The organism is Thiohalospira halophila DSM 15071, from assembly GCF_900112605.1.
Lineage (GTDB): Bacteria > Pseudomonadota > Gammaproteobacteria > Thiohalospirales > Thiohalospiraceae > Thiohalospira > Thiohalospira halophila.
The window spans coordinates 1-21041 of the sequence record NZ_FOMJ01000004.1; the positions used below are offsets into that span (position 1 = coordinate 1).

General features: G+C 68.5%; 25 protein-coding genes, 1 tRNA gene and 1 pseudogene. 10 read left to right on the plus strand and 17 right to left on the minus strand.

Annotated features, from left to right (window positions below; all coding sequences use genetic code 11):
- Positions 1–313: integrase core domain-containing protein (locus tag BM272_RS06755; RefSeq protein ID WP_143613198.1), on the plus strand; the 313-nt coding region annotated here is incomplete at its 5' end.
- Between the two features lie 108 nt (positions 314–421).
- Here the strand turns inward: BM272_RS06755 and BM272_RS06760 are convergent.
- Together BM272_RS06760 and BM272_RS06765 are read right to left on the minus strand one after the other, a co-directional pair.
- Complete coding sequence (locus BM272_RS06760) at positions 422–889, minus strand: hypothetical protein (protein WP_159433034.1); 468 nt, start codon at positions 887–889, stop codon at positions 422–424.
- On the minus strand, positions 886–1338 hold the full coding sequence (locus tag BM272_RS06765; RefSeq protein ID WP_093428020.1) for a hypothetical protein: 453 nt from the start codon (positions 1336–1338) through the stop codon (positions 886–888). The genes BM272_RS06760 and BM272_RS06765 overlap by 4 nt, the downstream gene beginning before the upstream one ends.
- Before the next feature lie 68 nt (positions 1339–1406).
- Between BM272_RS06765 and BM272_RS14230 the strand changes: the two are divergent.
- Positions 1407–1828: pseudogene (locus BM272_RS14230) on the plus strand (efflux RND transporter permease subunit); the annotation flags it as partial.
- 17 nt (positions 1829–1845) lie between these two features.
- Here BM272_RS14230 and BM272_RS13765 read toward each other — a convergent pair.
- The 3 genes from BM272_RS13765 to BM272_RS06775 are packed head-to-tail and all read right to left on the minus strand — an operon-like array spanning position 1846 to position 3965.
- Entirely contained in the window at positions 1846–2013 is a 168-nt protein-coding gene (locus tag BM272_RS13765) for a hypothetical protein (RefSeq protein ID WP_159433035.1), read from the minus strand.
- Positions 2010–3011: a hypothetical protein gene (locus tag BM272_RS13555; RefSeq protein ID WP_143613200.1), complete on the minus strand. Its 1002-nt coding sequence runs from the start codon at positions 3009–3011 to the stop codon at positions 2010–2012. The genes BM272_RS13765 and BM272_RS13555 overlap by 4 nt, the downstream gene beginning before the upstream one ends.
- A 45-nt stretch (positions 3012–3056) precedes the next feature.
- Positions 3057–3965 carry a DMT family transporter gene (locus BM272_RS06775; RefSeq protein ID WP_093428021.1) on the minus strand — a complete coding sequence of 303 codons (909 nt, stop codon included), beginning with the start codon at positions 3963–3965 and terminating at the stop codon, positions 3057–3059.
- A 184-nt stretch (positions 3966–4149) separates the two neighbouring features.
- Between BM272_RS06775 and BM272_RS06780 the strand changes: the two genes are divergently transcribed.
- A complete protein-coding gene (locus BM272_RS06780; protein WP_159433036.1) occupies positions 4150–5451 on the plus strand; it encodes a putative bifunctional diguanylate cyclase/phosphodiesterase in 1302 nt (433 codons plus the stop codon).
- A 9-nt stretch (positions 5452–5460) separates the two neighbouring features.
- Here the strand turns inward: BM272_RS06780 and BM272_RS06785 are convergent, their stop codons facing one another.
- Both BM272_RS06785 and BM272_RS13875 read right to left on the minus strand, forming a co-directional pair.
- Positions 5461–6684, minus strand: coding sequence for an HD-GYP domain-containing protein (locus BM272_RS06785; protein ID WP_093428023.1), 1224 nt, complete (start codon positions 6682–6684; stop codon positions 5461–5463).
- A gap of 40 nt (positions 6685–6724) precedes the next feature.
- Positions 6725–7564, minus strand: a complete 840-nt coding sequence (locus BM272_RS13875) for an HPP family protein (RefSeq protein WP_205407772.1) — start codon at positions 7562–7564, stop codon at positions 6725–6727.
- Positions 7565–7671: 107 nt separating this feature from the next.
- On the opposite strand from BM272_RS13875, the gene BM272_RS06795 reads away from it, so the two are divergent.
- Complete coding sequence (locus BM272_RS06795) at positions 7672–8898, plus strand: NnrS family protein (protein WP_093428024.1); 1227 nt, start codon at positions 7672–7674, stop codon at positions 8896–8898.
- 28 nt (positions 8899–8926) lie between these two features.
- Here BM272_RS06795 and BM272_RS06800 read toward each other — a convergent pair whose 3' ends face one another.
- Positions 8927–9235, minus strand: a complete 309-nt coding sequence (locus tag BM272_RS06800; protein ID WP_240308053.1) for a virulence RhuM family protein — start codon at positions 9233–9235, stop codon at positions 8927–8929.
- Positions 9236–9463: 228 nt separating this feature from the next.
- Here BM272_RS06800 and BM272_RS06805 point away from each other — a divergent pair, with 228 nt between their 5' ends.
- A complete protein-coding gene (locus BM272_RS06805) occupies positions 9464–10354 on the plus strand; it encodes a deoxyribonuclease IV (RefSeq protein WP_093428025.1) in 891 nt (296 codons plus the stop codon).
- 7 nt (positions 10355–10361) lie between these two features.
- On the opposite strand, the gene BM272_RS06810 is transcribed toward BM272_RS06805, so the two are convergent.
- Positions 10362–10889 (minus strand): hypothetical protein, encoded by a 528-nt coding sequence (locus BM272_RS06810; protein WP_093428026.1) that lies wholly within the window; start codon positions 10887–10889, stop codon positions 10362–10364.
- 75 nt (positions 10890–10964) lie between these two features.
- On the opposite strand from BM272_RS06810, the gene BM272_RS06815 reads away from it, so the two are divergent.
- Positions 10965–11543 (plus strand): permease, encoded by a 579-nt coding sequence (locus tag BM272_RS06815; protein WP_093428027.1) that lies wholly within the window; start codon positions 10965–10967, stop codon positions 11541–11543.
- Positions 11540–12043 carry a hypothetical protein gene (locus BM272_RS06820; RefSeq protein WP_240308054.1) on the plus strand — a complete coding sequence of 168 codons (504 nt, stop codon included), beginning with the start codon at positions 11540–11542 and terminating at the stop codon, positions 12041–12043. Before BM272_RS06815 ends, BM272_RS06820 begins: the two co-directional genes overlap by 4 nt.
- On the opposite strand, the gene dauA is transcribed toward BM272_RS06820, so the two are convergent.
- Complete coding sequence (gene dauA, locus BM272_RS06825; RefSeq protein WP_093428028.1) at positions 12040–13809, minus strand: C4-dicarboxylic acid transporter DauA; 1770 nt, start codon at positions 13807–13809, stop codon at positions 12040–12042. The two genes, BM272_RS06820 and dauA, sit on opposite strands and share 4 nt — an antisense overlap.
- Before the next feature lie 128 nt (positions 13810–13937).
- Here dauA and BM272_RS06830 point away from each other — a divergent pair, with 128 nt between their 5' ends.
- Positions 13938–14138, plus strand: coding sequence for a ribbon-helix-helix domain-containing protein (locus BM272_RS06830; RefSeq protein WP_093428029.1), 201 nt, complete (start codon positions 13938–13940; stop codon positions 14136–14138).
- A gap of 80 nt (positions 14139–14218) precedes the next feature.
- On the opposite strand, the gene BM272_RS06835 is transcribed toward BM272_RS06830, so the two are convergent.
- The 6 genes from BM272_RS06835 to thiS form a co-directional block, all read right to left on the minus strand.
- Positions 14219–15112 (minus strand): phosphoribulokinase, encoded by an 894-nt coding sequence (locus BM272_RS06835; protein WP_093428030.1) that lies wholly within the window; start codon positions 15110–15112, stop codon positions 14219–14221.
- 111 nt (positions 15113–15223) lie between these two features.
- Positions 15224–15520, minus strand: a complete 297-nt coding sequence (locus BM272_RS06840; protein WP_093428031.1) for a YcgL domain-containing protein — start codon at positions 15518–15520, stop codon at positions 15224–15226.
- A gap of 21 nt (positions 15521–15541) precedes the next feature.
- Positions 15542–16015 carry a hypothetical protein gene (locus tag BM272_RS06845; protein ID WP_143613202.1) on the minus strand — a complete coding sequence of 158 codons (474 nt, stop codon included), beginning with the start codon at positions 16013–16015 and terminating at the stop codon, positions 15542–15544.
- A 204-nt stretch (positions 16016–16219) separates the two neighbouring features.
- Positions 16220–16921 carry a tRNA (guanosine(46)-N7)-methyltransferase TrmB gene (gene trmB / locus BM272_RS06850; protein ID WP_093428033.1) on the minus strand — a complete coding sequence of 234 codons (702 nt, stop codon included), beginning with the start codon at positions 16919–16921 and terminating at the stop codon, positions 16220–16222.
- Positions 16922–17716 (minus strand): thiazole synthase, encoded by a 795-nt coding sequence (locus BM272_RS06855; RefSeq protein WP_093428034.1) that lies wholly within the window; start codon positions 17714–17716, stop codon positions 16922–16924.
- Entirely contained in the window at positions 17713–17937 is a 225-nt protein-coding gene (gene thiS / locus BM272_RS06860) for a sulfur carrier protein ThiS (RefSeq protein WP_093428035.1), read from the minus strand. Before thiS ends, BM272_RS06855 begins: the two co-directional genes overlap by 4 nt.
- 198 nt (positions 17938–18135) lie before the next feature.
- Here thiS and BM272_RS06865 point away from each other — a divergent pair, with 198 nt between their 5' ends.
- The gene (locus BM272_RS06865) at positions 18136–20064 is read left to right on the plus strand and encodes an AMP-dependent synthetase/ligase (protein ID WP_093428036.1); all 1929 of its coding nucleotides are present in this window, start codon (positions 18136–18138) and stop codon (positions 20062–20064) included.
- A gap of 36 nt (positions 20065–20100) precedes the next feature.
- A tRNA-Gly gene (locus tag BM272_RS06870) sits at positions 20101–20174 on the plus strand.
- Positions 20175–20191: 17 nt separating this feature from the next.
- Here the strand turns inward: BM272_RS06870 and BM272_RS06875 are convergent.
- Positions 20192–20986: an oxygen-binding di-iron domain-containing protein gene (locus tag BM272_RS06875; RefSeq protein WP_093428037.1), complete on the minus strand. Its 795-nt coding sequence runs from the start codon at positions 20984–20986 to the stop codon at positions 20192–20194.
- Between the last annotated feature and the right edge of the window lie 55 nt (positions 20987–21041).

Consider the following 21041-nt stretch of genomic DNA (forward strand, 5'->3'; position numbering starts at 1 on the left):
GGCGCTGTTCCGGACGGCGAAGTACCGGCCGACCTATCCGCCGGACGGCTTTGCCGACCTGGAGGCCGCCCGACAGTGGGTCCTGGACTTCGTGACCTGGTACAACCAGGAGCACCGGCACAGCGCCATCCGGTACGTCACGCCGGCCGAGCGGCATCGGGGCCGGGATGAAGGCCTCCTGGCGCGCCGGCAGCACCGCTATCAGCAGGCCAGGGCCGCAAAGCCGGAGCGCTGGGGCAGCCGACCGATACGCGACTGGACCCCCATCGGGGCGGTCCATTTGAACCCAGAGCCGGTAGTAGAGGCCGCATGAGCCGAGGTGCCAACTTCCTTGACAGCCACCGGGGGCTGGCCGGGCCCCAATAAAGCGATTCGGGTACAAGAATCCGGATCGGGGCCGGACCCGGTAGCCGCAGCCCTTCTAGCGGTGGGTGGCCCATGACGACCGCAAGGCGCGGTGCCGCCAGAGCGTGCGCAGGTTGAGGACCAGGCCCAGCGTGCCGAAGAGCAGGACGGCCAGGATCAGGGTGGGGAAGTAGATGAAGCCGAAGACGTTCAGCTCGATGGGATGGAGGAGCAGCCAGGGGATGGGCAGGCAGGGCAGGAGCCAGCGGTGGTTGCGCAGGAAGGTGGCCCCCAGCCCGTTGCGCGGCCCGGCTACCAGGCGGGCCAGCAGCCGGAACAGGCCGTAGCGGAACAGGGCGATGAGGAGCATGCCCTTGAGCAGCGCCAGGGGCGGCACCTGGTAGACGTTGATGGCCACCCGCTCGGCGAGACCGCCCTCCACCAGCGCCATCCAGGTCAGGGCCGCGTGCAGGGGGTGGACCAGGACCATCAGGGCGAACCAGCCCGCCTCCCGCACCCGCTCGGTCCACGCCACCGCCATCACCAGCCGACCCCCACCGCCAGGGTGCCCACCCCACCCGCCTCACCGCCGTAGGCACCCAGGCGGTAGTAGATCGGCCCGCGCGGTGCGTGCTGGAGGGTCAGCCCGGTATAGTCCCGATCGCGGTAGTCCAGCCGCGAGAGTCCGAGCTTGAACACCCGGTAGAGGGAGACATTCTCGGTGAAGCCCAGCGTGAACCGTTGGCCCTCCCCGTTGAGGCCGTAGCCGGCCTCGGCAAAGCCGCCACGGACCACGTGCATGCCGTGGCGCTCGCTGGTCCCCACCATCAGGCCGGCATAGAGACTGGCGGCAAAGCGGGAATGGAGCTCCGCCCCGGCTACCGGGAGGGCCCGGCAGCAGACACGGTCGGCGGCAACGGCAGGCCCGGCCAGGGTAATCGCCAGCAGCAGCGCCCAGCGCGCGGGATTGGCGGACGTGAATCGCCTCGGCATGCGGTCATCGTGGCACTTTCGCTGCCTTTCGGCCACGCCATCGGAAGGTCCGGGATGCCCGGGAGGCGCTGGCGCTGATGAACGGAGTGGGATCGCTGCTGCCACTGCTGGGCCTGCAGCCCATCCATCAGCCCTTCGACATGATCACCATGCTCGGCTTCCTGATCCTCACGGGCACCGTGGTGAACGGTCCCATCCTGGTGGTGGGGCGCGCCGGAACCTGGCGGAGGGGGCCGCCTCGGCCCGGGATGCGGTGGTGGACGCGGTGGGAACGCGCCTGCGCCCCATCGCCATGACCACCCTGACCACGATCTTCGGCCTCTCGCCCCTGGTCTTCATCCCCGGCGAGGGCACCGAACTCTACCGCGGCGTGGGCGCCATCGTCCTGTTCGGCCTACTCGGGGCGGCGACGGTGACGGTTACCTTTTTGCCGGCGTTGACGGCTTCGGTGTTGCGGCGCGGTTCAAGTGACCAATTGTCAGGGACTTGACACTTTATACCGCAAAATTAACTTTTTGGCATTTTGTTTTTATTAAACAACTGCGCATCATCTTTCACAGCTTTGCGCAATGACTGTTCAGACAATTGGCTGGCGCTTTTCTTTGCCTGCTGATCCAGTGCGAACTTGAACTCTTTCTCTGTTTTTATATTATTTTTACTTTGTTCGTGGCTCATAAGGTTTTCTCCCTTAAGAGGTACAAGCGGTGCTCAAGCGTAAGGCGAACCGAGTAATGGTCGATAATCCACTCATATAACTCAAGATGCTTTTCTCGCAGGCAACATTGTTTGTCTCCCGCAATGGTTAGGACAAGCACGACTTCTCTCGTGGACGGATCCACAACAGGATAGCACAGCTGTGAGCCCTGTTCATCATCCCTATTGTGTAATTTTAGATACCGCCTATCTTGTTTTTTTCTTTTTTTAACTTCCTTATTGATATCCTCGACTATTACTGTCCTTTTGCTTCTAATGCTGTTCATCACAGTGCTTCCTGGGTGTGCCAGGTCGCTTTCGGATGCCCTTGGTGGTCGCTCAGGAGGGTAGAATTGAGCCCATTCAATCGGCTTTCCCTCCTCAACAGTCAAGAGCCCCACGCGGAAGTAAGCGCCTGTATTATCAATAAAATCAAAAGCGCCATGGACAGCTGACACCAAGAGTCCAATTTGTTGATCGGGCTGCGTGATACTTTGAAACACATCCTGCGCACTTACTTCTTCGCGTCTGCCGATCGAATCAAGGGTTCTACAAAAGCGCTTCATTTTGTCGCCCACAACAACGTTGACAGAGTGCAAAATGGCAAGGACATCGTCTCGCCCAAGCTCCCTCCCCGGTTTTGAGTAATTCTCAATTGCGCCATAAATACTTTTTAGTATTACTATATACAAATAGGCGCCAATCAAAACAAGCAGAGCGGAGTCATCTAAAAATCCTGCAACCTCACTGCCAAACAACCGGGTGATTTCTGATTGCACCCCCTCTCTCATGGTCGCCCATGTAACAAGGCTTGGCGGCATCAGAAAAAACACAGGACGAAGAAAATTCTTCACAAACCAATGTTCGGCGAATCGAACAAACGCGCGACATATTTGCCGCAGCCTGTTATCACCAGCAACTGGATTCCGCATTAACTGTTCCCCTACACTATTTGCGGAATTTTTGTAGTTGAGCGCCAAAAAGCCTAGCTTGGCCGCTGACGAAGCCTGCGACGACGAATTCCGTTACGACTGCCGCAGCCGGAACCCCACCCGGTAGACGAGCATCACGCCCAGGCCGGCCACGACCAGTCCGAGGATGTCGGTGGCGATGAGGCCGTCGCCGAAGGCGGCCCAGGCCATGACCATGGTCACCGGGGGGCTGAGGTAGAAGAGGCTGGCCACGCGGGTGGCCTCGTCCCGGCCCAGCAGGCGCCACATGGACCAGTAGGCGCCCAGGGAGACGGCGACGATGAGCCAGGCCATGGTGCCCAGGAAGGGGGCGGTCCAGTCGGTGGCGAAGTCCTCCACCAGCCAGGCCAGGGGCAGCAGCGCCAGGGCGGTGGCCACGCTCTGGTAGAAGAGCGTGATATCCAGGGGCTGGGGTTCGGAGGTACCGGCCCGCGCCCAGTGGCGCTGCATGAGGCTGGCGATGGTGATGGCCACCACGGAGCCGAAGGGGATGAGGTAGCCCAGCGCCGGGGTCACGGCGTCGCCGGAGAGGCGCGCCCCCACGGCGATGACCACGCCGGCGAAGCCGAGGACCAGCCCGATCCACTGCCGCAGATCGGAGTGCTCGCCGAGCACCGGCCCAGCCAGCGCCCCGGTGAGCAGCGGCTGCAGCGCCGTGACCAGGGCGACGATGCCGGCCGGCACGCCCATGTCCAGCGCCACCAGCACGCAGCCCAGCCAGACGCCGTGGGCGAGGATGCCCACCAGCGCGGTATGGCTCACCGCCCGGTTGCCCGGCCACGTCATGCGCTGGCGGATCACCAGCCAGCCGCCCAGCAGCAGGGCCAGCGCCACGTAGCGCCAGAAGAGCAGGGTCCAGGGGCCGGCGTAGGGCAGGCCGTATTCGGCGCCGATGAAGCCGGAGTTCCAGAGGAGGACGAAGACCAGTTCCAGGCCGAAGATGGGGCCAAGGAGGTGGCGCATCACGCGATCTCGCTAGCGACAGGTGCCGGAAATGATACGCACCCCGGGTCTTCCCCGACAGGGGAGCCCGCCAGGCCCCGGACCAAGCGGCCGGAAATGGGCCGGCCGCATTGACACCGGACCGGTCCTGAACTGTCATTTGGTCAGGTTTGTTCCATTCAGCGGGATGCACAGGGAGGTGCCCATGGCGGCCGACGAATCCTCGCCGGAGGCGATCCGCCGGGACGCGCGGACGGGGCTGGCCAACCGCGAGGCCTTCTATCGCGAGACCGAGCCGCTGGCGGAGCAGGCGCTGGCGACGGGCGGCTCGCTGGTCCTGCTGGTGGTGGATATCGACAACGTCGACTTCGCCCTGCGGACCTTCGGGCCGCGGGAGCGCGACGAGGTGGTGCGCGCCATCGGCGAGCGACTGGAGGCCGCCGCCCCGGAGGGTGTACGCCCCTATCACATCATGCAGGGGCGGTTTACCCTGGTGCTGCAGGACATCCCCTACCAGCGCGCGGTCCGGGTGGCGCGAGCCCTGCTGGACGCCTGCCGGGAGCCGCTGGAGGTGCAGGGGGCGCCCTACCGGCTGGAGGCGCAGGTGGGGGTCGGCCACTTCCCCCACCACGCCGACACCCTGGACCAGTGGGTCCGCGCGGCGGTCTTCGCCACCCACCAGGCGCGGACGACCCGCAGTGGCTACGCCATCTTCGACACCAGCTGGGACCGGCGGGACCGCCAGCGCTTCCGCCGGCTGGTGGACCTGGGCGAGGCGCTGGAGCACGGCGACGAGATCTGCGTCGCCTACCAGCCCCAGGTGGACCTGACCACCGGCGAGTGCACGGGCGTAGAGGCGCTCTGCCGCTGGGAACATCCCCGCGAGGGCCTCATCCCGCCGGGGGACTTCATGCCCTTCGCCGAACAGAGCCACCTCATCGGCCCGCTCACGGAGGCCGTGGTGGCGGAAGCGCTGGCGGACCTGGCGAGCTGGCGGGAGCGCGGATTCGGCGGGGACGTCTCCATCAACCTCAGCCCCGGCCTGTTCCGCGATCCCGACCTCCAGGACCGCCTCATGGCCCACTTCCGCTTCGCCAACATGGACCCGCAGCAGGTCCGCTTCGAGGTCACCGAGAGCGGGATCATCGAGGAGCCCAACCGGGGCATCAACACCCTGGCCGCCTTCCGCAGCCGGGGCAGCCGCATCTCCGTGGACGACTTCGGCACCGGCCACTCCTCCCTGGCCTACCTGGCGGACCTCCCGGTGGACGAGCTCAAGATCGACAAGCACTTCATCCAGGGATTGGGCCATGCCTGGGGCGAGGCCATCGTCGGCGCCTCGGTGACCCTGGCCGGCAAGCTCGGGCTGGATACCGTGGCCGAGGGCATCGAGACCGAGCTGCAGCGGGACAAGTGCCGGGAGCTGGGCTGCGGGCGGGCCCAGGGCTTCTTCACCGGCCGGCCCATGTTCCGGGCCGACTTCGAGGCCTGGCTGGGGCTCCAGTGAGGGGGTACCTCAGCCCAGCAGCCGATTGAGGTCGAAGTCCCACTTGCGGGGGTCTTCGTAGGCGGCGATGTGGTCCTCGTGGAAGCCGGGATTGGCCAGGTCGATGACCTCCGGCTTGATCAGGCTGTGGGTATGGGTGTTGAAGAAGACCTTCACGGTGGGATAGAGGATCTTCTCGCCGGGGTCGAGGACCACCGCCAGCCGCCCGCTCTCCATGCGCACCAGGGTGCCGGCGGGATAGATTCCCACGCACTGGATGAAGTGGTGGACCACCTCCTCGCGGAAGTGGCTGCGGCTCCATTCCAGCATGCGGCGCAGGACCAGGGTCGGGTGCTCGCCGCGATGGTAGCAGCGGTCGGAGGTGATGGCGTCGTAGACATCCACCACCGCCGCCATCTGGCCGTAGGGGCCGATCTCGTCCTCGCGCAGGCCGTTGGGGTAGCCGCTGCCGTCCCACCGCTCGTGGTGCTGGGCGATGACCTCCAGGGTGGGGGCCGGCAGGTCGGGCAGATCGCCCACCATCTCCAGCCCCAGGGTCACGTGGCCCTGCATGACCTGGTATTCCTTCTCGGTCAGCGCGCCGGGCTTGGTGAGGATGGCCTCGGGCACGCGCGCCTTGCCGATGTCGTGGAGCAGGCCGCCGAGGCCGAGCTGGTAGATGATCTCCGGGTCCGGCTCCTGCGCCCGGGCGTAGGTGACCAGGAGCACGGCCACGGAGATGGAGTGCTCGAAGGTGTAGTGGTCCACCCGGCGGATCTGGCCGAGGCTCAGCAGCGCGTTGGGGTTGCGGAAGATGCTCTCCATGATCCGCTCGGCCACCGGCTCCACCCGGGCCAGGTCCACCTGCCGACCCAGCCGGACATCCTGCATGACCTTCTCCACCACGCCGGTGGCCTCTTCCCGCACCGGCCGCGCCGCCGCCAGCTCCTCGTCCACCTCCACCCGGCGCTGGCGGAGGATGTCCGTCCGGGGGTGGGCTGCCTGGTGGGCGTCCAGCTCGGCCTGGAGGCGCGCGGTCTCCTCGCGCTGCTCCTCCGGGTTCTCCGGCAGGCGCTCGGCCCGATCGGTGTCGACGACCACCTCGCGGATCCCCAGGGCCCGGATCCGGTCGATATCATCCTGGCTACGTAGCAGGAACTGGCTGCGCAGGAAGGGGTGCTTCAGCCACGACATCTTCAGGTCGTGGATGAACATCCCCGGTTCCAGCTCCCGGGTGTCGATGGTTGTAAGCATGCCGCCCTCCCTGACTCCCCGGGAGGGATTAGGCCACGGTTCAGGACCGGCTGTCACCGCCGTCGTCGCCCTCGACGACGTTCAGGGTCACCCGGCCGCCGGCCTCCTCGCCCTCGCCGTGGCGCTTGCGGATGGTCAGGCCCTCGCCGGCCTCGGCCTCCACCCGGCGGCGACCCACCGGCAGCGTCCCTCCCTCGTCCTCGGCGGCCCGGGCCACCGCGCGGCGGGCCAGGGCATCCAGCTCGTCCGGGGTAATGTCCACCACCACGTGGAGATCGCGCACCGCCTCGGTCAGGTCGTTATGGCCCAGGGGGGCCGCTGGCGGGTCCTGGGCCGGCGGCGCCAGCCCGATGGGGTAGCGGCGCCAGACGAAGGGGTAGTTGGCGGCGACGGCGATGGTGAAGAGGATGAGGGTGTTCAGCAGCACCGGGGCCACGATGTAGCCGTAGCCCAGGGCGTGGACCTCTGCCCCGCCGATGACGGCGATGAGCGCCGTCGCCCCGCCGGGCGGGTGGATGCAGCGGGCGATCTGCATGGCGGCGATGGCCCCGCCCACGGCCACCCCGGCCGCCAGCGCCGGGTCCGGGATCCAGGTGGCGGCGGTCACCCCCACCGCCGCCGAGATCACCTGGCCGCCGATGGCCGGCCAGGGCTGGGAGAGCGCGCCGTGGGGCACGCCGAAGAGGAGCACCGCCGCCGCGCCCATGGAGGCCACCATGAACAGGGCCGCCTCCGGCCCCAGGATGGCGGTGCTCACGGCGTGGACCGCGGCGATGCCCACCAGGGCACCGGCCAGGGAGACGGCGATCTCCGCCGGCCCCAGGCGCGTGGTGCCCGGGCCGATGAGGCGGCGCAGAGGGTTGCGGGCTGGCTGGCTCATGACTCCTCCCGATTGTCGTCATTGTTCGCTCATTTCACGCCAGCCGGTCCCGGGAATCCACCGATGACCGGCGCGGTCTTGATCGGGAACGGTCTGAAACCGGCCACTTGACTCGTATCAAGTCCTTCGCCGCCATCCAGGTAGAGACTGACCTCATGTCGAACCCACTCCCCGTCCTGTTCGCCCTGGGCTTTCGCCCCTTCTTCCTCCTGGCGCTGCTCCAAGCCGTGGTCGCCATGGGCGTCTGGGCGTGGCTGCTCCACCGCGACCCCGGTCTGCTGGCCGGCTTCCCCGGCGGGGCCACCGGCTGGCACGCGCGGGAGATGGTCTTCGGGTACGCCCCGGCGATGGTGGCCGGCTTCCTGCTCACGGCGGTGCGCAACTGGACCGGCCGGGAGACGGCCACGGGGTGGCCGCTGGCGGCCCTGGCCGGGCTGTGGCTGGTGGGCCGCCTGACCGCCGCGCTGGATGGGTGGGGCCTGATGGTCTCGGGCGTGGCCGATCTGGCCTTCCTGATCGGGTTGGTAATCACCCTCGCCCGGCCGGTGATCGCGGCCGGCCAGCTCCGGCAACAGAGCGGCGTCCTGGCCAAGGTGGCGCTGATTGGGGCCAGCCATGGCCTCTGGCTGACCGGGGCGCTGGGCGGGATGCCGGCCCTGCAGCAGGCCGGGCTGGTCTCCGGCCTGCTGCTGGTCATCGCCCTGATGCTGGTGGTGGTCCAGCGGGTACTGGTCTTCTTCTCCCGGCGCGCCCTGGGGAGCGACTACGAGCCGGCGGACCACCCCCGGCTCGATCGGGCCCTCCTGGCGCTGATGGTGGTCTACTGGGTGCTGGCCATCCTCTCCCTCCGGGGCGAGGCCACCGCCGTGGCGGCCGGGGCACTGGCGCTCCTCCACGCCCTGCGCTGGGGGCGCTGGTTCCGACCCGGGATCCTGGCCCATCCGCTGCTGGCCGTCCTCTACGCCGGCTATGCCTGGATCATCGCCGGCCTCGCCCTCCACGCCGCCGGGATCGCCCTGGGCTGGCCGCTCTCCCCGGCCCTGCATGCCTTCGGCGCCGGCGCCATCGCCACCATGACCGCCGGCATGATGGTCCGCGTGACCCTGGGCCACACTGGCCGGGACGTCCTGGCCCCGCCCCGCTGGCCGGCGCTGGCCTTCGGTCTGGTTGGCCTCGCCGCCCTGGTGCGGGTGGTCGCGCCGCTGGCCACGCCCGAGCTCTGGGTGCCGGCCATGGCCACGGCCCAGGCCCTGTGGCTGGCGGCTTTCGGCCTGCTGCTGGCCGGCCTCGCCCCCATGCTCCTGCGCCCGCGGGTGGATGGGGCGCCGGGGTAGGTCCGGTTGCCAGCCGAGCCCTACCGAGTCACCGAGGCCCTGCCATTCGTAAGGGCCCCGGTGTCAAAAAGCGTTCAAAGGTTGTAGTACCCACCTGGTAAGTCTTTCCGTCGGCGGCAGTTGTTGCACTTTTTGCAACAACTGACCCCCGCTCCAGTTCGTTGCTCTCAAAGATGTTCTTCAGGTGGCGCGATATCACGGACTTGTCGCGGCCGAAAACTTCGCCCAATTGATTGAGCGACAGCCAGACGGTCTCCTGATCCGGATCCAGCCGAACCTCCACGGCCCTGCCCGCTTCCTCGTAGATGATCACCGGGGTTTCGAAGTCCTTGCGCACGTAACGCTCTCCTGCGTTGCGGTTTTGGTCCACTCGCTTTCCCACCCGCGAGAACACTCCTGGTAAGTGCCATTCGGAGGGCTTGCGGACCGTTCTACTCATAACCTCGGGAGAACGCCAGGGTGCCATGCCTCGCCTGCCAGCCGTTTAGCCCCACCCTGTGGAGCGCACCCTCATTCCGCGGGGTCGCGTATGTCAGAATAGGGGGACATCCAACGGAGGTTCCCCATGCAGCTTGGTGCCCACGTCTCCGCCGCTGGCGGCATCGAGAACGCCCCGGATCGGGGCAAGGCCATCGGTGCGGACTGCATCCAGGTCTTTACCCGTAACCAGCGTCAGTGGAAGGCGAAGCCGGTGACCAACGCGGAGGCGAAGGCCTTTCGCGAGCACCGGTCAGCCGACGGCATCGGCGCGGTGATGAGCCACGCCTCCTATCTGCTGAATCCCGGCACGCCGGACCCGGACAAGCGCGCCAAGACCGTGGGGGCGCTGGAGGCGGAGATGGAGCGCTGCCACCAGCTGGGGATCGAGTACCTGAACTTCCACCCCGGGGCGCACACCGGCGCCGGCGAGGAGGCGGGGCTGGACAATATCGCCGGGGTGCTGGACGAGGTCTGCGCCAACCACCCGGACAAGCGGGACGTGACCCTGGTGCTGGAGAACGTCGCCGGCCAGGGCAGCACCCTGGGCAAGAGCTTCGCCGAGCTGCGCGCCATCCTCGAGCGGGTCTTCGAGCCGGATCGCTTCGCCGTCTGCATCGATACCGCCCACGCCTTCGCCGCCGGCTACGCCCTGCATACCGAGGAGGGCTGGGAGGCCATGTGGGAGGAGTTCCACCGCGAGCTGGGGATGGACCGGCTGGTGGCCTTCCACCTCAACGACTCCAAGGTCCCCTTTGACTCCCGCAAGGACCGCCACGAGCTCATCGGCCGGGGTTATATCGGGGCAGACGCCTTCCGCCGGCTGGTCACCGATCCCCGTACCCGGGATATCCCGGGCTTCCTGGAGACCCCGGCCGGGGAGGCCGGCTGGGCCGAGGAGCTGCGCTGGCTGCGGGCGGTGGCGGCCGGGGAATCGCCGGCGCTGCCGGAGATCGAGGACGCCGGGATCAATCTCTAGCGGGCGTTCACTCCTCCGCCAGCCGCTGCCGGCCGGCGGAGATCTGCAGCCGGAGCTTCAGCTGGCCGTCCGCGCTCTCCACGCCGCCGATCCGCAGGCGCTCGCGCAGGGCGTCGGGGACCTTCTTCCGCCACTCGTGGCCCTGGAGGACCTCGTCCAGATCGATGCGCACGCGATCGCCGTCGCGCCGCGCCCCGGCCTGCTGGCCCAGGGCGGCGAGCATGGGCCCCTTGGCGAGGAAGGGCTGCACCTCTTCGGGGCGCAGGACCAGGGCGCGCGGCGGGTCACCGGCGGCCGGGGCCTCCACGCGGAAACGGGCCCGGAAGTCGACCCAGACCCCGGCCTTTTTCCGCCCGGTGACCTCCAGGATCGCGCCGTCGCGGACCGCCAGGCGCAGATCGGCCAGGGAGGGGTCGTCCGCGCGCTCCGCCAGTCGGGCGAGGATCCGGCGGGGGATGGGCACCGTGATCCCCTCGCGGGCGGCCTTCACCGCCCAGCGGGAGGCGTGGAGCAGTCCCTGTTGCCAGAGGCGCATGGGGATACCTCGTCTTCCATAATGGGTGGATGGTGAGTCCATTGTAGCCCGTCGCCGGGCCGGGTCAGGAGGGCCATGAAGACCGAATCGCAGCACGACGGGGAGAGCGATACCCGGCGCGAGAGCCGCTGGCGGGTCGTCTTCAATCCCACCAACGGCATCTTCGCCGGCGTGGCGGCGCTGGCCGCCTGGACGCTGGCGGAGCGCGACGGCTGGCCGGCGGTTGGGGGTGCCCTGCGGGAGGCCGGTGAGCTTCTGCTGTTCATCGCCCCCATCTTGGTCACGGCGGTACTCATCTCCGGCTACGTGCAGACCATGGTGCCCCGGGATGCCATGGAGCGGTGGCTGGGGCGCGGCTCCGGCCTGCGCGGGCTGACCCTGGCGGCGATGGCCGGCGCCCTCACCCCGGGCGGGCCCTTCGCCGCCTTCCCGCTGGTGGTCGCACTGTGGGAGTCCGGCGCCGGCTTCGGCGTCTGCGTGGCCTACCTCACCTCCTGGTCGGTACTGGGGATCCAGCGGGCGCTGGTCTGGGAGATCCCGCTGCTGGGCGCCGACTTCGTCCTCCTGCGCCTGGCCGCCTCCCTGGTCCTTCCCCTGGTCGCCGGGATCCTGGCCGACCGCCTGGACCCGGCCCGCAAGCGGGGGTCGACGTGATCGCCATCGCCTTCATCAGCGTCTTCACGGTGCTGGGGATCCTGGCCTTCCTGGCCCAGCGCCGTGGCGGGGCCGCCCAGCACCGCGAGGCCGCGGCGGCGGGCTGGCAGCAGCTGCGCTGGCTACTGGTCCGCGTGCCCCTGGCCGTGGTCGCGGCCTCCCTGGCCGCGCCCCTGGTCCCCGCCGGGCCGGTGAGCGACTGGCTGGGGCCGGAGTCGGGGCTGACCGGGATCGCCATCGCCAGCCTCTTCGGCGGGATCCTCCCCGGCGGGCCGGTGGTCGCCTTCCCCCTGGTCATCGTGCTGGAGGGGGCCGGCGCCGGCCGGGCACAGCTGGTGGCGCTCATCACCGGCTGGTCGGTGCTGGCGGTCCATCGGCTGCTCATCTTCGAAGCGCCGCTGCTGGGCTGGCCCCTGACCCTGCGCCGACTGGCCGCCTCCCTCCCCCTGCCCTTCATCGCCGGCCTCCTGGCCGGCTGGGTGGTGGCCCTCGGCGGCTAGCCCGACGGGTTGACCGTCCGCTCACGCTGCCACCGCAGCGCCACCTGCCTGGCCTGCTCCAGGTCGCGGCAGTGCGTCAGCGAGCCGGCGACCTTGTGGATACCGGCGCGGCGCAGCTTGGCGATGATCCGCGCCGGCAGGCCCACCAGGATCAGGCCCACGCCGTCATGGCGCATATCGGTCACCAGCGACTGCAGGGCGACGATGGCCGTGCCGTCCATGCTCGGCACATCGTGCATGTCGACGATGACCGTCCGGACGTTGCGGTCCACCAGGTGCAGGGAGGTGAGCGCCTTCTCCGCGGCCCCGAAGAACATCGGGCCGTTGATGTCGTAGACCGCCACCTCCTCCGGGAGCCCCTCCACCGCCGGATGATCGGCACCCTCCACCGGCTCGGTCCCGGTGAGCAGCGCCATTCGCCGGATGAACAGCGCCGCCGCCAGACCGATACCGACGGCGACCGCCGCGACCATGTCGAAGAGCACGGTGAGGCCGAAACAGATCACCAGGATGGCCACATCCCCGGGCGGCGCGGATCGCAGGGTCTGCACGAAGTGGCGGGCCTCGCTCATGTTCCAGGCGACGATGAACAGGAGGGCGGCGAGGGCCGTCAGCGGCACCAGGCCGAGGAGTCCGGCGAACGCCACCACCGCCAGCAGGACCACCAGGGCGTGGACCAGGGCCGCCACCGGCGAGCGCGCCCCGCTGCGGATATTCGTCGCCGTCCGGGCGATGGCCGCCGTAGCCGTGATGCCGCCGAACAGGGGAGCGGCGACATTCCCCAGGCCCTGGCCGATCAGCTCCGCGTTGGAGTCGTGGCGGGTCCGGGTCAGGCCGTCGGCCACCACGGCACACAGCAGCGACTCGATGGCGCCCAGGGTGGCAATGGCCAGGGCCGGTCCGAGGAGTTCCCGGATCAGGGCAAAGTCGATCTCCAGCGGGGTCCCGTCAGGACCCGGCAGGCGCCAGGGCGCCATGAAGGTCGGGGGGATCGGCGGGATCCCGCTACCCGTCTCGCCGTTCGCCTCCCAGGAAAAGCGGGACGCGATGGTATCCACGGCGAGGTCGGCACCCGGGCCACCCAGCCAGCGGTTGGCCGCGTACGCCGCGATGGCACCAACGACGAGCCCCACCAGGGGCGCGGGAACGGGCGTATTGAGGCGCGGCCACAGGAGCATGACGGCCAGGGCGAAGAGGCCCACACCCAGCTCCAGCGGGTCGAGGGTGGGTAACGAGGTAACGATTGCCCCCACGTTCTCGATGAAGTGCTCGCCGAGCTGGCCGGTCTCGAGCCCCAGGAAATCGGGGACCTGCAGGACGGCAATGACCACCGCGATCCCCGCCGTGAAGCCGAGCACCACCGGGTAGGGCACGAACTGGACCAGGCGCCCCATGCCTGTGGCGCCCAGGGCAACGAGGAAGACCCCGGCCATCATCGTCGCCAGTAGCAGGCCACCCAGACCGTACGCCTGGACGATGGGGAAGAGGATCACGACGAAGGCCGCCGTCGGCCCCGAGACGTTGAACCGGGAGCCGCCGGTCAGGGCGATGATGGCGCCGGCAACGATGGCCGTGTAGAGGCCGTGCTGAGGCGGTACGCCGGTGGCGATGGCCAGGGCCATGGACAGCGGCACGGCCACCGTCCCGATGGTCAGCCCCGCCATCGCATCCCGGCGCAGGTCCGCGAGGCCGTACCCCTCCCGCCAGGCAAAGCGCAGGCCGGTGGCGATGCTGGGCAGAGGGAGGGGCGATCGTTGGCGTGACATGCAGTGGGGGGATTGCCCGGAAGTATGTTAATGACATTAACATTTAATGTAATACCCGGCAATCCTCGGCATTGCGGGCGGGAGAGGGTGTTATTAACATTCAATGTTAATAACACTGGAGAATGCCGATGGAGAAGAAGACCGCGCGCCTTACCCTGCTCATCGATCCGGCGAAGAAGCGGGCCTTCGAGCAGCTGTGCGCCGAACAGGACCTGACGCCGTCCCAGGTAGTCCGGCAGATGATCCGGGATTACCTGCACCAGCACGGGGTGGAGTACGAGCCGAGCGGTACCGGCGACAGCGCGGGCAGCTCCCGGGGCGGGAGCTAGGCCCGCACGAAAAACGCCCGCCGGGCGAACCGTGCGGGCGTCTTTGCGAGGCCCCGCCGAGGCGGGGCGTTCGTCGGGCCTCAGCCCTTCTTGCGCTTACGCTGGATCATGTCGTGCAGCATGGGGGTCAGGATGAGCTCCATGGCGAAGCCCATCTTGCCGCCCGGCACCACCAGGGTGTTGGGCCGCGACATGAAGGAACCGTTGATCATGTTCAGGAGATAGGGGAAGTCCTGGGTCTCCGGATCGCGGAAGCGGCAGACCACCATGGACTCGTCCGGGGTGGGGACGTCCCGGGCGATAAAGGGGTTGGAGGTGTCCACGGTGGGCACGCGCTGGAAGTTCACGTGGGTGCGCGAGAACTGCGGCGTGATGTAGTTGATGTAGTCGGGCATCCGCCGGAGGATGGTGTCCACGGTGGCCTCGGCGGAGTAGCCGCGCTCGGCGTTGTCCCGGTGGATCTTCTGGATCCACTCCAGGTTGACGATGGGCACCACGCCCACGCCCAGGTCCACGTGCTGGGAGACGTCGACGCCATCATCGGTCTTCACCAGGCCGTGCAGGCCCTCGTAGAAGAGCGCGTCGGTCCCGGCCTCGACCTCCTCCCAGGGGGTAAACTCGCCCGGCGCCTTGTCGATGCCCAGGCGCTGGTTGTGCTCGGCCGCCTCCTCGTCGCTGTGGAGGTAGTAGCGGCGCTGGCAGGAACCCGACTGGGCGTAGCTGGAGAAGGTCTCCTCCAACTTGTCGAAGACGTTGGCCTCGGGGCCGAAGTGGCTGAAGGTCTCGCCGTTCTTCTCGGCCTCGGCCATCTTCTGCTTCATCTCCTGGCGCTCGTAGCGGTGGTACGAGTCCCCCTCGATGACGGCCGGCTTGATGTCTTCCCGGTGAAAGATGTGCTCGAAGGCACGCTTGACGGTGGTGGTGCCGGCGCCGGAGGAGCCGGTCACCGCGACGATGGGATGCTTTTCGGACATGTTGCCCCCCTGTTTCAGCGTTTCCTGGTTCGGAGTTTCAAGGGTGGTGCGGAAAATCGGGAATCGGGCATTCTACCCCAGAGCCGGGGCGACGTCTCTCATCCGCCGCCGTCACTCGTCGCCCTTGCCGGCGACCTCCCCGGCGCGGTCCATGAGTTCGGTGATGGGCGGCGGCGTCTGGAGGTAATAGCCCTTCTCCGCCAGCGCCTCGGTCACTGCCTTCGGATCGGCGCGGGCCAGCCGCTCGCGGCCGGCGAGGTCCAGCTCCGCCAGGGCGGTCTCCAGCCGGCCAAGGTGGTCGGTGAGCGCCGCCGGGACCTGCTCCAGGTCGGGCTCGCCCTCGTCATCCAGCGGGACGTAAAGGTAGGTCTCCTGACGGCGCTCGCTGCGCAGTACGGCGCACTTCATGGCATCTCCTCCGGTGGCGGGCTACGGTTCCCGGATCAGGTCCTGGCCGCGATTGGCGATCTCGGTGATGGCGTCAAGGACGCCGCGGTGGACCTCGGCGTAGCGGCCCAGGGTCTCGTCGGAGACCTGGCGGGTATTGCGCTTCTCGGTGACGCCCTCATTGACCCACTCCTCGAACTCGTCCACCGCCCGGGCGAGCTTGCGCACCTCCGGCCGCAGCTCCGGGACATGCAGCTGGGCGATGGTGCGCACGTGCTTCATGGGATTGGGGGCTTCCAGCGGCGGGCCGTTGAGCAGCCGGGCGGAGCGGAGCTGGCGCAGCCAGTACTCCACCTCGTAGGCCTGGGCCACCAGGTCGGAGACCTGGGCGCGCAGGTAGCGCTGGCGCTCCCGCCGCGCCTGCAGTCGATGGTAGAAGAGCGCCCCCACCATGACACCGGCCAGCGCGATGATCGCGCCGACGACGAAGGGGAGCAGCATCAGCAGCAGCTGCACGAGGTCGTCCGGAAACATGGGGGCAGTGTACCGATGCTGTCGGCTCGGGGCGAGTCGGTGGGCAGCAGAGGTGGTTCGGGCGCGGGTGGCAAGGTCCTCGAGGTTCCCGCCTGCGCGGGAACGACAACGAATCCGCGTCGTTCCGGATGGCGCGAAGCGCCAGTCCGTAACCTCGAGAACAGGCCGGTCTGGTGGGGGCCCGAGCTACCCGGCCCGCCGGTAGAGCAGGTCGAAGACCTCGTGGCCCAGCCGCTCACCGCGCTGCTCGAAGCGGGTGAGCGGCCGGTCCCCGGGGCGCTCGGCGAAGGCGCCGGGGCCGGTCTCGTTGGCGAAGGCCGGCTCGGCCTCCATGACCTCCACCATCCACTCGGCGTAGGGGGCCCAGTCGGTGGCCAGGTGCAGGCGACCGCCGGGGCGCAGCGCCCGGGCGACCTTCTCCGGGAAGGGCGGCTGCACGAGCCGGCGCTTGTGGTGGCGCTTCTTGGGCCAGGGATCGGGGAAGTAGAGGTGGACGTAGTCCAGGCTGGCCGGGGCCAGCGCCCGGTCCAGGACCTCCATGACATCCTCGTTGAGCAGCCGGACGTTGGTGAGCCCCTGCTCCTGGATGGACTGGAGCATGCGCCCCACGCCGGGGGGATAGACCTCCACGCCCAGGTAGTCGCGCTCGGGGTGGGCCGCCGCCTGCTCCGCCAGCGCCTCCCCCATGCCGAAGCCGATATCCAGCACCCGCGGGGCCTGCCGGCCGAAGAGGGCGTCCAGATCCAGGGGCGAATCGGGCAGGGCCAGGACCCAGTCGGGGCCCAGGCGGTCCAGGGCACGACGCTGGCCGCGGGTCAGCCGGCCCTGGCGGCGAACGAAGCTGCGCACCGGGCGGTGGTGTTCACCGCCCTGCCCCTCGCCCGTCATCTAGAAGAAGGTGCCGTCGATGGGCGAGGAGGCGGAGCCGTAGGCCTTGCGCGGGATCCGCCCGGCGCGGAAGGCCTCGCGACCGGCCTCCACCGCCTTGCGCATGGCCGAGGCCATGAGGACGGGATCGCTGGCCCCGGCGATGGCGGAGTTCATGAGCACGCCGTCGCAGCCGAGCTCCATGGCCACGGCCGCATCGGAGGCGGTGCCCACGCCGGCATCCACGAGCACCGGCACGCTGGCGCCCTCGACGATGGCGTGGATGTTGTACCGGTTCTGGATCCCCAGGCCGGAGCCGATGGGGGCGGCCAGCGGCATCACGGCCACGCAGCCCATCTCCTCGAACCGCCGCGCCATCACCGGGTCGTCGGTGGTGTAGACCATGACCTCGAAGCCCTCGTCGATGAGCTGCTCGGCGGCGCGGATGGTCTCGGGGATGTCGGGATAGAGGGTGCGCTCGTCGCCCAGGACCTCCAGCTTGACCAGGGTGTGGCCGTCCAGCAGCTCCCGCGCCAGCCGGCAGGTACGCACGGCATCCTCGGCGGAGTAGCAGCCGGCGGTGTTGGGCAGCAGGGTGTAACGGTCCGGCGGCAGCACCTCCAGCAGGCTCGGCTCGTCCGGCTTCTGGCCGATGTTGGAGCGGCGGATGGCGACGGTGACGATCTCCGCCCCCGCCGCCTCGGTGGCGCGGCGGGTCTGCTCCAGGTCGGCATACTTGCCGGTGCCGGTAAGCAGGCGCGAGCTGAACTCGCGGCCGGCGATGGCCAGGGGGTGGTCGGCGCGATCTGCGGTCATGCGGACTCTCCGGGGCGGGCGGCGCCGCCGCCGATGGCGTGGACGATCTCCACCCGGTCACCGGCCTCGAGTTCGTGGCCGGGACAGGCGGAGCGCGGGACGATCTCGCGGTTGACCTCCACCGCCAGCCGCCGGTCCGCCAGCCCCATCACCTCGATGAGCTGGCCGACGGTGGTGCCGGGCTCGACCTCGCGCGCCTCGCCGTTGACGGTGATCTCCATGGCTCTCGTCCACCGGGTGGGATGATGTACCGATTCTACACCAGGCCCGGCGGGGCCGGGAAACCGGTCATCCACCGGGGAATGGAAAGAAACGGGCCGACCGCCGGCAGGTCTGGTCCGTTCGGGACCAGCCGCCAGCTATCCGGCCCCGGGCCGATCCTGCTATAAAGGGCAGCCAGGCAGGATGCAGGGCAGACCATGGCGAAAAAGAAGGTTCAGGCCTCCCCCGGCGAAGAGGAACCGGTAGTAGTCAAGGCGGAGGCTACCCGCACCCTGGACGGCCTCTTCTTCAACTGGGTAAAGAAGGCGCCCTCGGATGTCGCCTTCAAGGAGTACGACCGGCAGATCCGGCAGTGGCGCAGCTTCTCCTGGGCCGGACTGGGCCTGGAGGTGACCCGCTGGAAGTCCGGATTCAGCCGTGAGGGGCTGGACCCGGGGGATCGCGTCGCCATCATGGCGCGCAACTGCAAGGAGTGGATCATCGCCGAGCAGGCCGCCATGGCCCTGGAGCTGGTGGTGGTCCCCATCTATCTCCACGACACCCCGGAGAACGTGGCCTTCATCCTGCGCGACGCCGGGGTCCGCCTGGTCGTCCTCGACGAGGAGTCGGTCTGGGAGGCCCTGGACCCGGTCCGGGACCAGCTCGGTGATCTGGAACGGGTCCTCATCCTCCATCCGCGGGAGAGCGAGAGCGGCGAGGCGATCATCGACTCCGCCGACCGTCGCCTGTTCGCCGCGCGCTACTGGCTTCCGGCCGAGGCGGGACCGCTGGTGGAGCGCTGGGGCGATCCCCGGGCGCCGGCGACCATCGTCTACACCCCCGGGACCAGCGGCCGGCCCAAGGGCGTGATACTCAACCACGTGAGCCTGCTGACCAATGCCCGGGATGCCGCGCGCAAGATGGGAGTCCGCCGCTCCGACCAGTTCCTCTCCCACCTGCCCCTGGCCAGCATCCTGGAGCGCATCTGCGGGGTCTACGTCCCCATGCTGGCCGGCGCCATCGTCGCCTTCTCCCGCGGGATCCGCAGCCTCCCGCGGGACGTGACCCGGGTGGTGCCCACCATGATGGTCAGCGAGCCCCAGGTGCTGAACATGCTCAACCGGGAGCTGGAGCGCACCATCCGCGAGGCCTCCACCATGGATCGCTTCCTCTATCGCGCCGGGATCCTGGCCGGCTGGGCCAACTTCGAGGTGGAGAACAAGCGCCGCCCCTTCAGCCTCCTGGCCCTGCTCTCCCCCTTCTTCAAGAAGATGGCGCTGCGCAATCTCCGGCCAAAGATCTTCGGCCGGCGGCTGCGACGGGTCCTGGTCAGCGGGACGCCGCTGCCCGAGCCCCTGGCGCGCCAGTTCGTCGGTATCGGGATCCAGCCACTCCAGGGCTACCACATCACCGAGGCCGGCGGCCTGGTGGCCGTGAACGAGGTGGGCGACAACGACCCGGACTCCGTGGGGGGAGGACTGTTCACCTATCACCTCAAGCTCACCTCCAGCGGCGAACTGACCGTCTGGGGAGACAGCGTGATGGACGGATACACCGGGGCCTCCGCCGATATTGAGCCCTGGAGCGGGGAGTGGCTCCAGACCGGAGACATCTTCGAGTTCAGCGAGAACCATCTCCATATGCGCCATCGGCGCGACAATCCCCTGCAGCTCCGGGACGGCCGCGAGGGCTTCCCGGAACTCATGGAGATGGCCATCGTTACCGACCCGGTCTTCCTCCACGCCGTGGTCTTCGGCCACGGCATGGACCACGCCATGGCCATCGTGGTGGTGGACACCCACCTCTACGGCAGCGTCTCCCAGGCGGAGATGCAGGGCGAGGGGGAGGAGGCGCGCCGGGAGTGGACCCTGCGCCGGATCAACGGCCACTTGATGGGTATGGAGCGGACGGTCCCGGTGGAGGAGGTGGTCGTGCTCACCGAGGATGAATGGACGGTGGAGAACGGCATGCTCACGCCCACCTTCAAGGTCCGCCGCCAGGCCGTGCTGGAGGCCTACGGCGCCCGCATCGCCGCCTGCTTCGGCGGGAGCATGCCCCGCGCCGCCGACACCGAGGCGCCAGAGGATGACCACGACCAGCCCGAGATGGATCTGGAAGACCTCCCGGGCAACGACGAGCCGCTTTGACACCGCTCACGGGTAGCGGGAGAATACGGGCTTCAAGCGGGTGTAGCTCAATGGTAGAGCTCCAGATTCCCATTCTGGCGACGTGGGTTCGATTCCCATCACCCGCTCCAGATTATCCCCCCCCGCGCTACGGGACCTGATAATCCGCCTGGGTCATCAGGTCCACGCCGCACTCCAGCTCCTCGAACCAGTCCAGGAAGCGGTTGACCATCTTCCGCCCGCGGAAGTGCGGCCCGTGCTGCGGCACGATGGCCTCCACGTCCAGCCCCCGCACCATGTTCACCCAGAAGCGACAGGCGCGATTGCTGTTCATGTAGCGCCGGTGGAAGGGCTCCATGTACTGGCGGTGGGCCTCGAAGTCGCTCACCGGCTCGGCCAGGTCCTCGGGGTCCACCATGGCGGCCCCCACGTCGCCGGAGAAGAGGATGCGGCTTACGGGATCGTAGAAGTGGAAGTTACCCTCGCTGTGGAGGAAGTGCGCCGGTAGCGCCTTGAGAACCGACTCCCCCAGCCGGATGTCCATGCCGCCGTCGGGAATGGGTATGAGCCGCCCCTCGGTCCGCCCGGGATTGGCGAAGTGGGGGATGAAGCGCGCCCAGATGGCGGGGACGATGACCTGGGCATCCGTGGCCACCATCCACTTGTTCAGGGAGGCGACGATGTCCGGGTCCTGGTGGGAGGCGATGACGTAGTCCAGGTGCTTCACGAAGAAGTGCTGGCTCACCTCCATGAACAGGCGGTTGTAGGGGAGGGTGCCCCCGGGGGCGATGAGGGCCGCCCGGCCGTTGTCCACCACCAGGAACTGGTTGGCCTGGACGGAATCGCAGCTCTCGCTGGGGCCGCTGACCCGGTCGTCACAACGGACCAGGTCCTCGAAGGCGATACAGCGGTGCTCGCCCGCTTCGAACAGCTTGACGGTCATGGACATCCCTGTCGCTTGATTGTGGGAGGGCGGATCGTGATGATCCGGCTCACAG

What these genes read in the sequence shown, in the direction of transcription:
- BM272_RS06765 (WP_093428020.1), bottom strand. Translation starts at nt 1,338, where the DNA reads ATGCCGAGGCGATTCACGTCCGCCAATCCCGCGCGCTGGGCGCTGCTG.
- BM272_RS13765 (WP_159433035.1), bottom strand. Translation starts at nt 2,013, where the DNA reads ATGAGCCACGAACAAAGTAAAAATAATATAAAAACAGAGAAAGAGTTC.
- BM272_RS06775 (WP_093428021.1), bottom strand. Translation starts at nt 3,965, where the DNA reads ATGCGCCACCTCCTTGGCCCCATCTTCGGCCTGGAACTGGTCTTCGTC.
- BM272_RS06780 (WP_159433036.1), top strand. Translation starts at nt 4,150, where the DNA reads ATGGCGGCCGACGAATCCTCGCCGGAGGCGATCCGCCGGGACGCGCGG.
- BM272_RS06785 (WP_093428023.1), bottom strand. Translation starts at nt 6,684, where the DNA reads ATGCTTACAACCATCGACACCCGGGAGCTGGAACCGGGGATGTTCATC.
- BM272_RS13875 (WP_205407772.1), bottom strand. Translation starts at nt 7,564, where the DNA reads ATGAGCCAGCCAGCCCGCAACCCTCTGCGCCGCCTCATCGGCCCGGGC.
- BM272_RS06805 (WP_093428025.1), top strand. Translation starts at nt 9,464, where the DNA reads ATGCAGCTTGGTGCCCACGTCTCCGCCGCTGGCGGCATCGAGAACGCC.
- BM272_RS06810 (WP_093428026.1), bottom strand. Translation starts at nt 10,889, where the DNA reads ATGCGCCTCTGGCAACAGGGACTGCTCCACGCCTCCCGCTGGGCGGTG.
- BM272_RS06815 (WP_093428027.1), top strand. Translation starts at nt 10,965, where the DNA reads ATGAAGACCGAATCGCAGCACGACGGGGAGAGCGATACCCGGCGCGAG.
- dauA (WP_093428028.1), bottom strand. Translation starts at nt 13,809, where the DNA reads ATGTCACGCCAACGATCGCCCCTCCCTCTGCCCAGCATCGCCACCGGC.
- BM272_RS06830 (WP_093428029.1), top strand. Translation starts at nt 13,938, where the DNA reads ATGGAGAAGAAGACCGCGCGCCTTACCCTGCTCATCGATCCGGCGAAG.
- BM272_RS06835 (WP_093428030.1), bottom strand. Translation starts at nt 15,112, where the DNA reads ATGTCCGAAAAGCATCCCATCGTCGCGGTGACCGGCTCCTCCGGCGCC.
- BM272_RS06840 (WP_093428031.1), bottom strand. Translation starts at nt 15,520, where the DNA reads ATGAAGTGCGCCGTACTGCGCAGCGAGCGCCGTCAGGAGACCTACCTT.
- trmB (WP_093428033.1), bottom strand. Translation starts at nt 16,921, where the DNA reads ATGACGGGCGAGGGGCAGGGCGGTGAACACCACCGCCCGGTGCGCAGC.
- BM272_RS06855 (WP_093428034.1), bottom strand. Translation starts at nt 17,716, where the DNA reads ATGACCGCAGATCGCGCCGACCACCCCCTGGCCATCGCCGGCCGCGAG.
- thiS (WP_093428035.1), bottom strand. Translation starts at nt 17,937, where the DNA reads ATGGAGATCACCGTCAACGGCGAGGCGCGCGAGGTCGAGCCCGGCACC.
- BM272_RS06865 (WP_093428036.1), top strand. Translation starts at nt 18,136, where the DNA reads ATGGCGAAAAAGAAGGTTCAGGCCTCCCCCGGCGAAGAGGAACCGGTA.
- BM272_RS06875 (WP_093428037.1), bottom strand. Translation starts at nt 20,986, where the DNA reads ATGACCGTCAAGCTGTTCGAAGCGGGCGAGCACCGCTGTATCGCCTTC.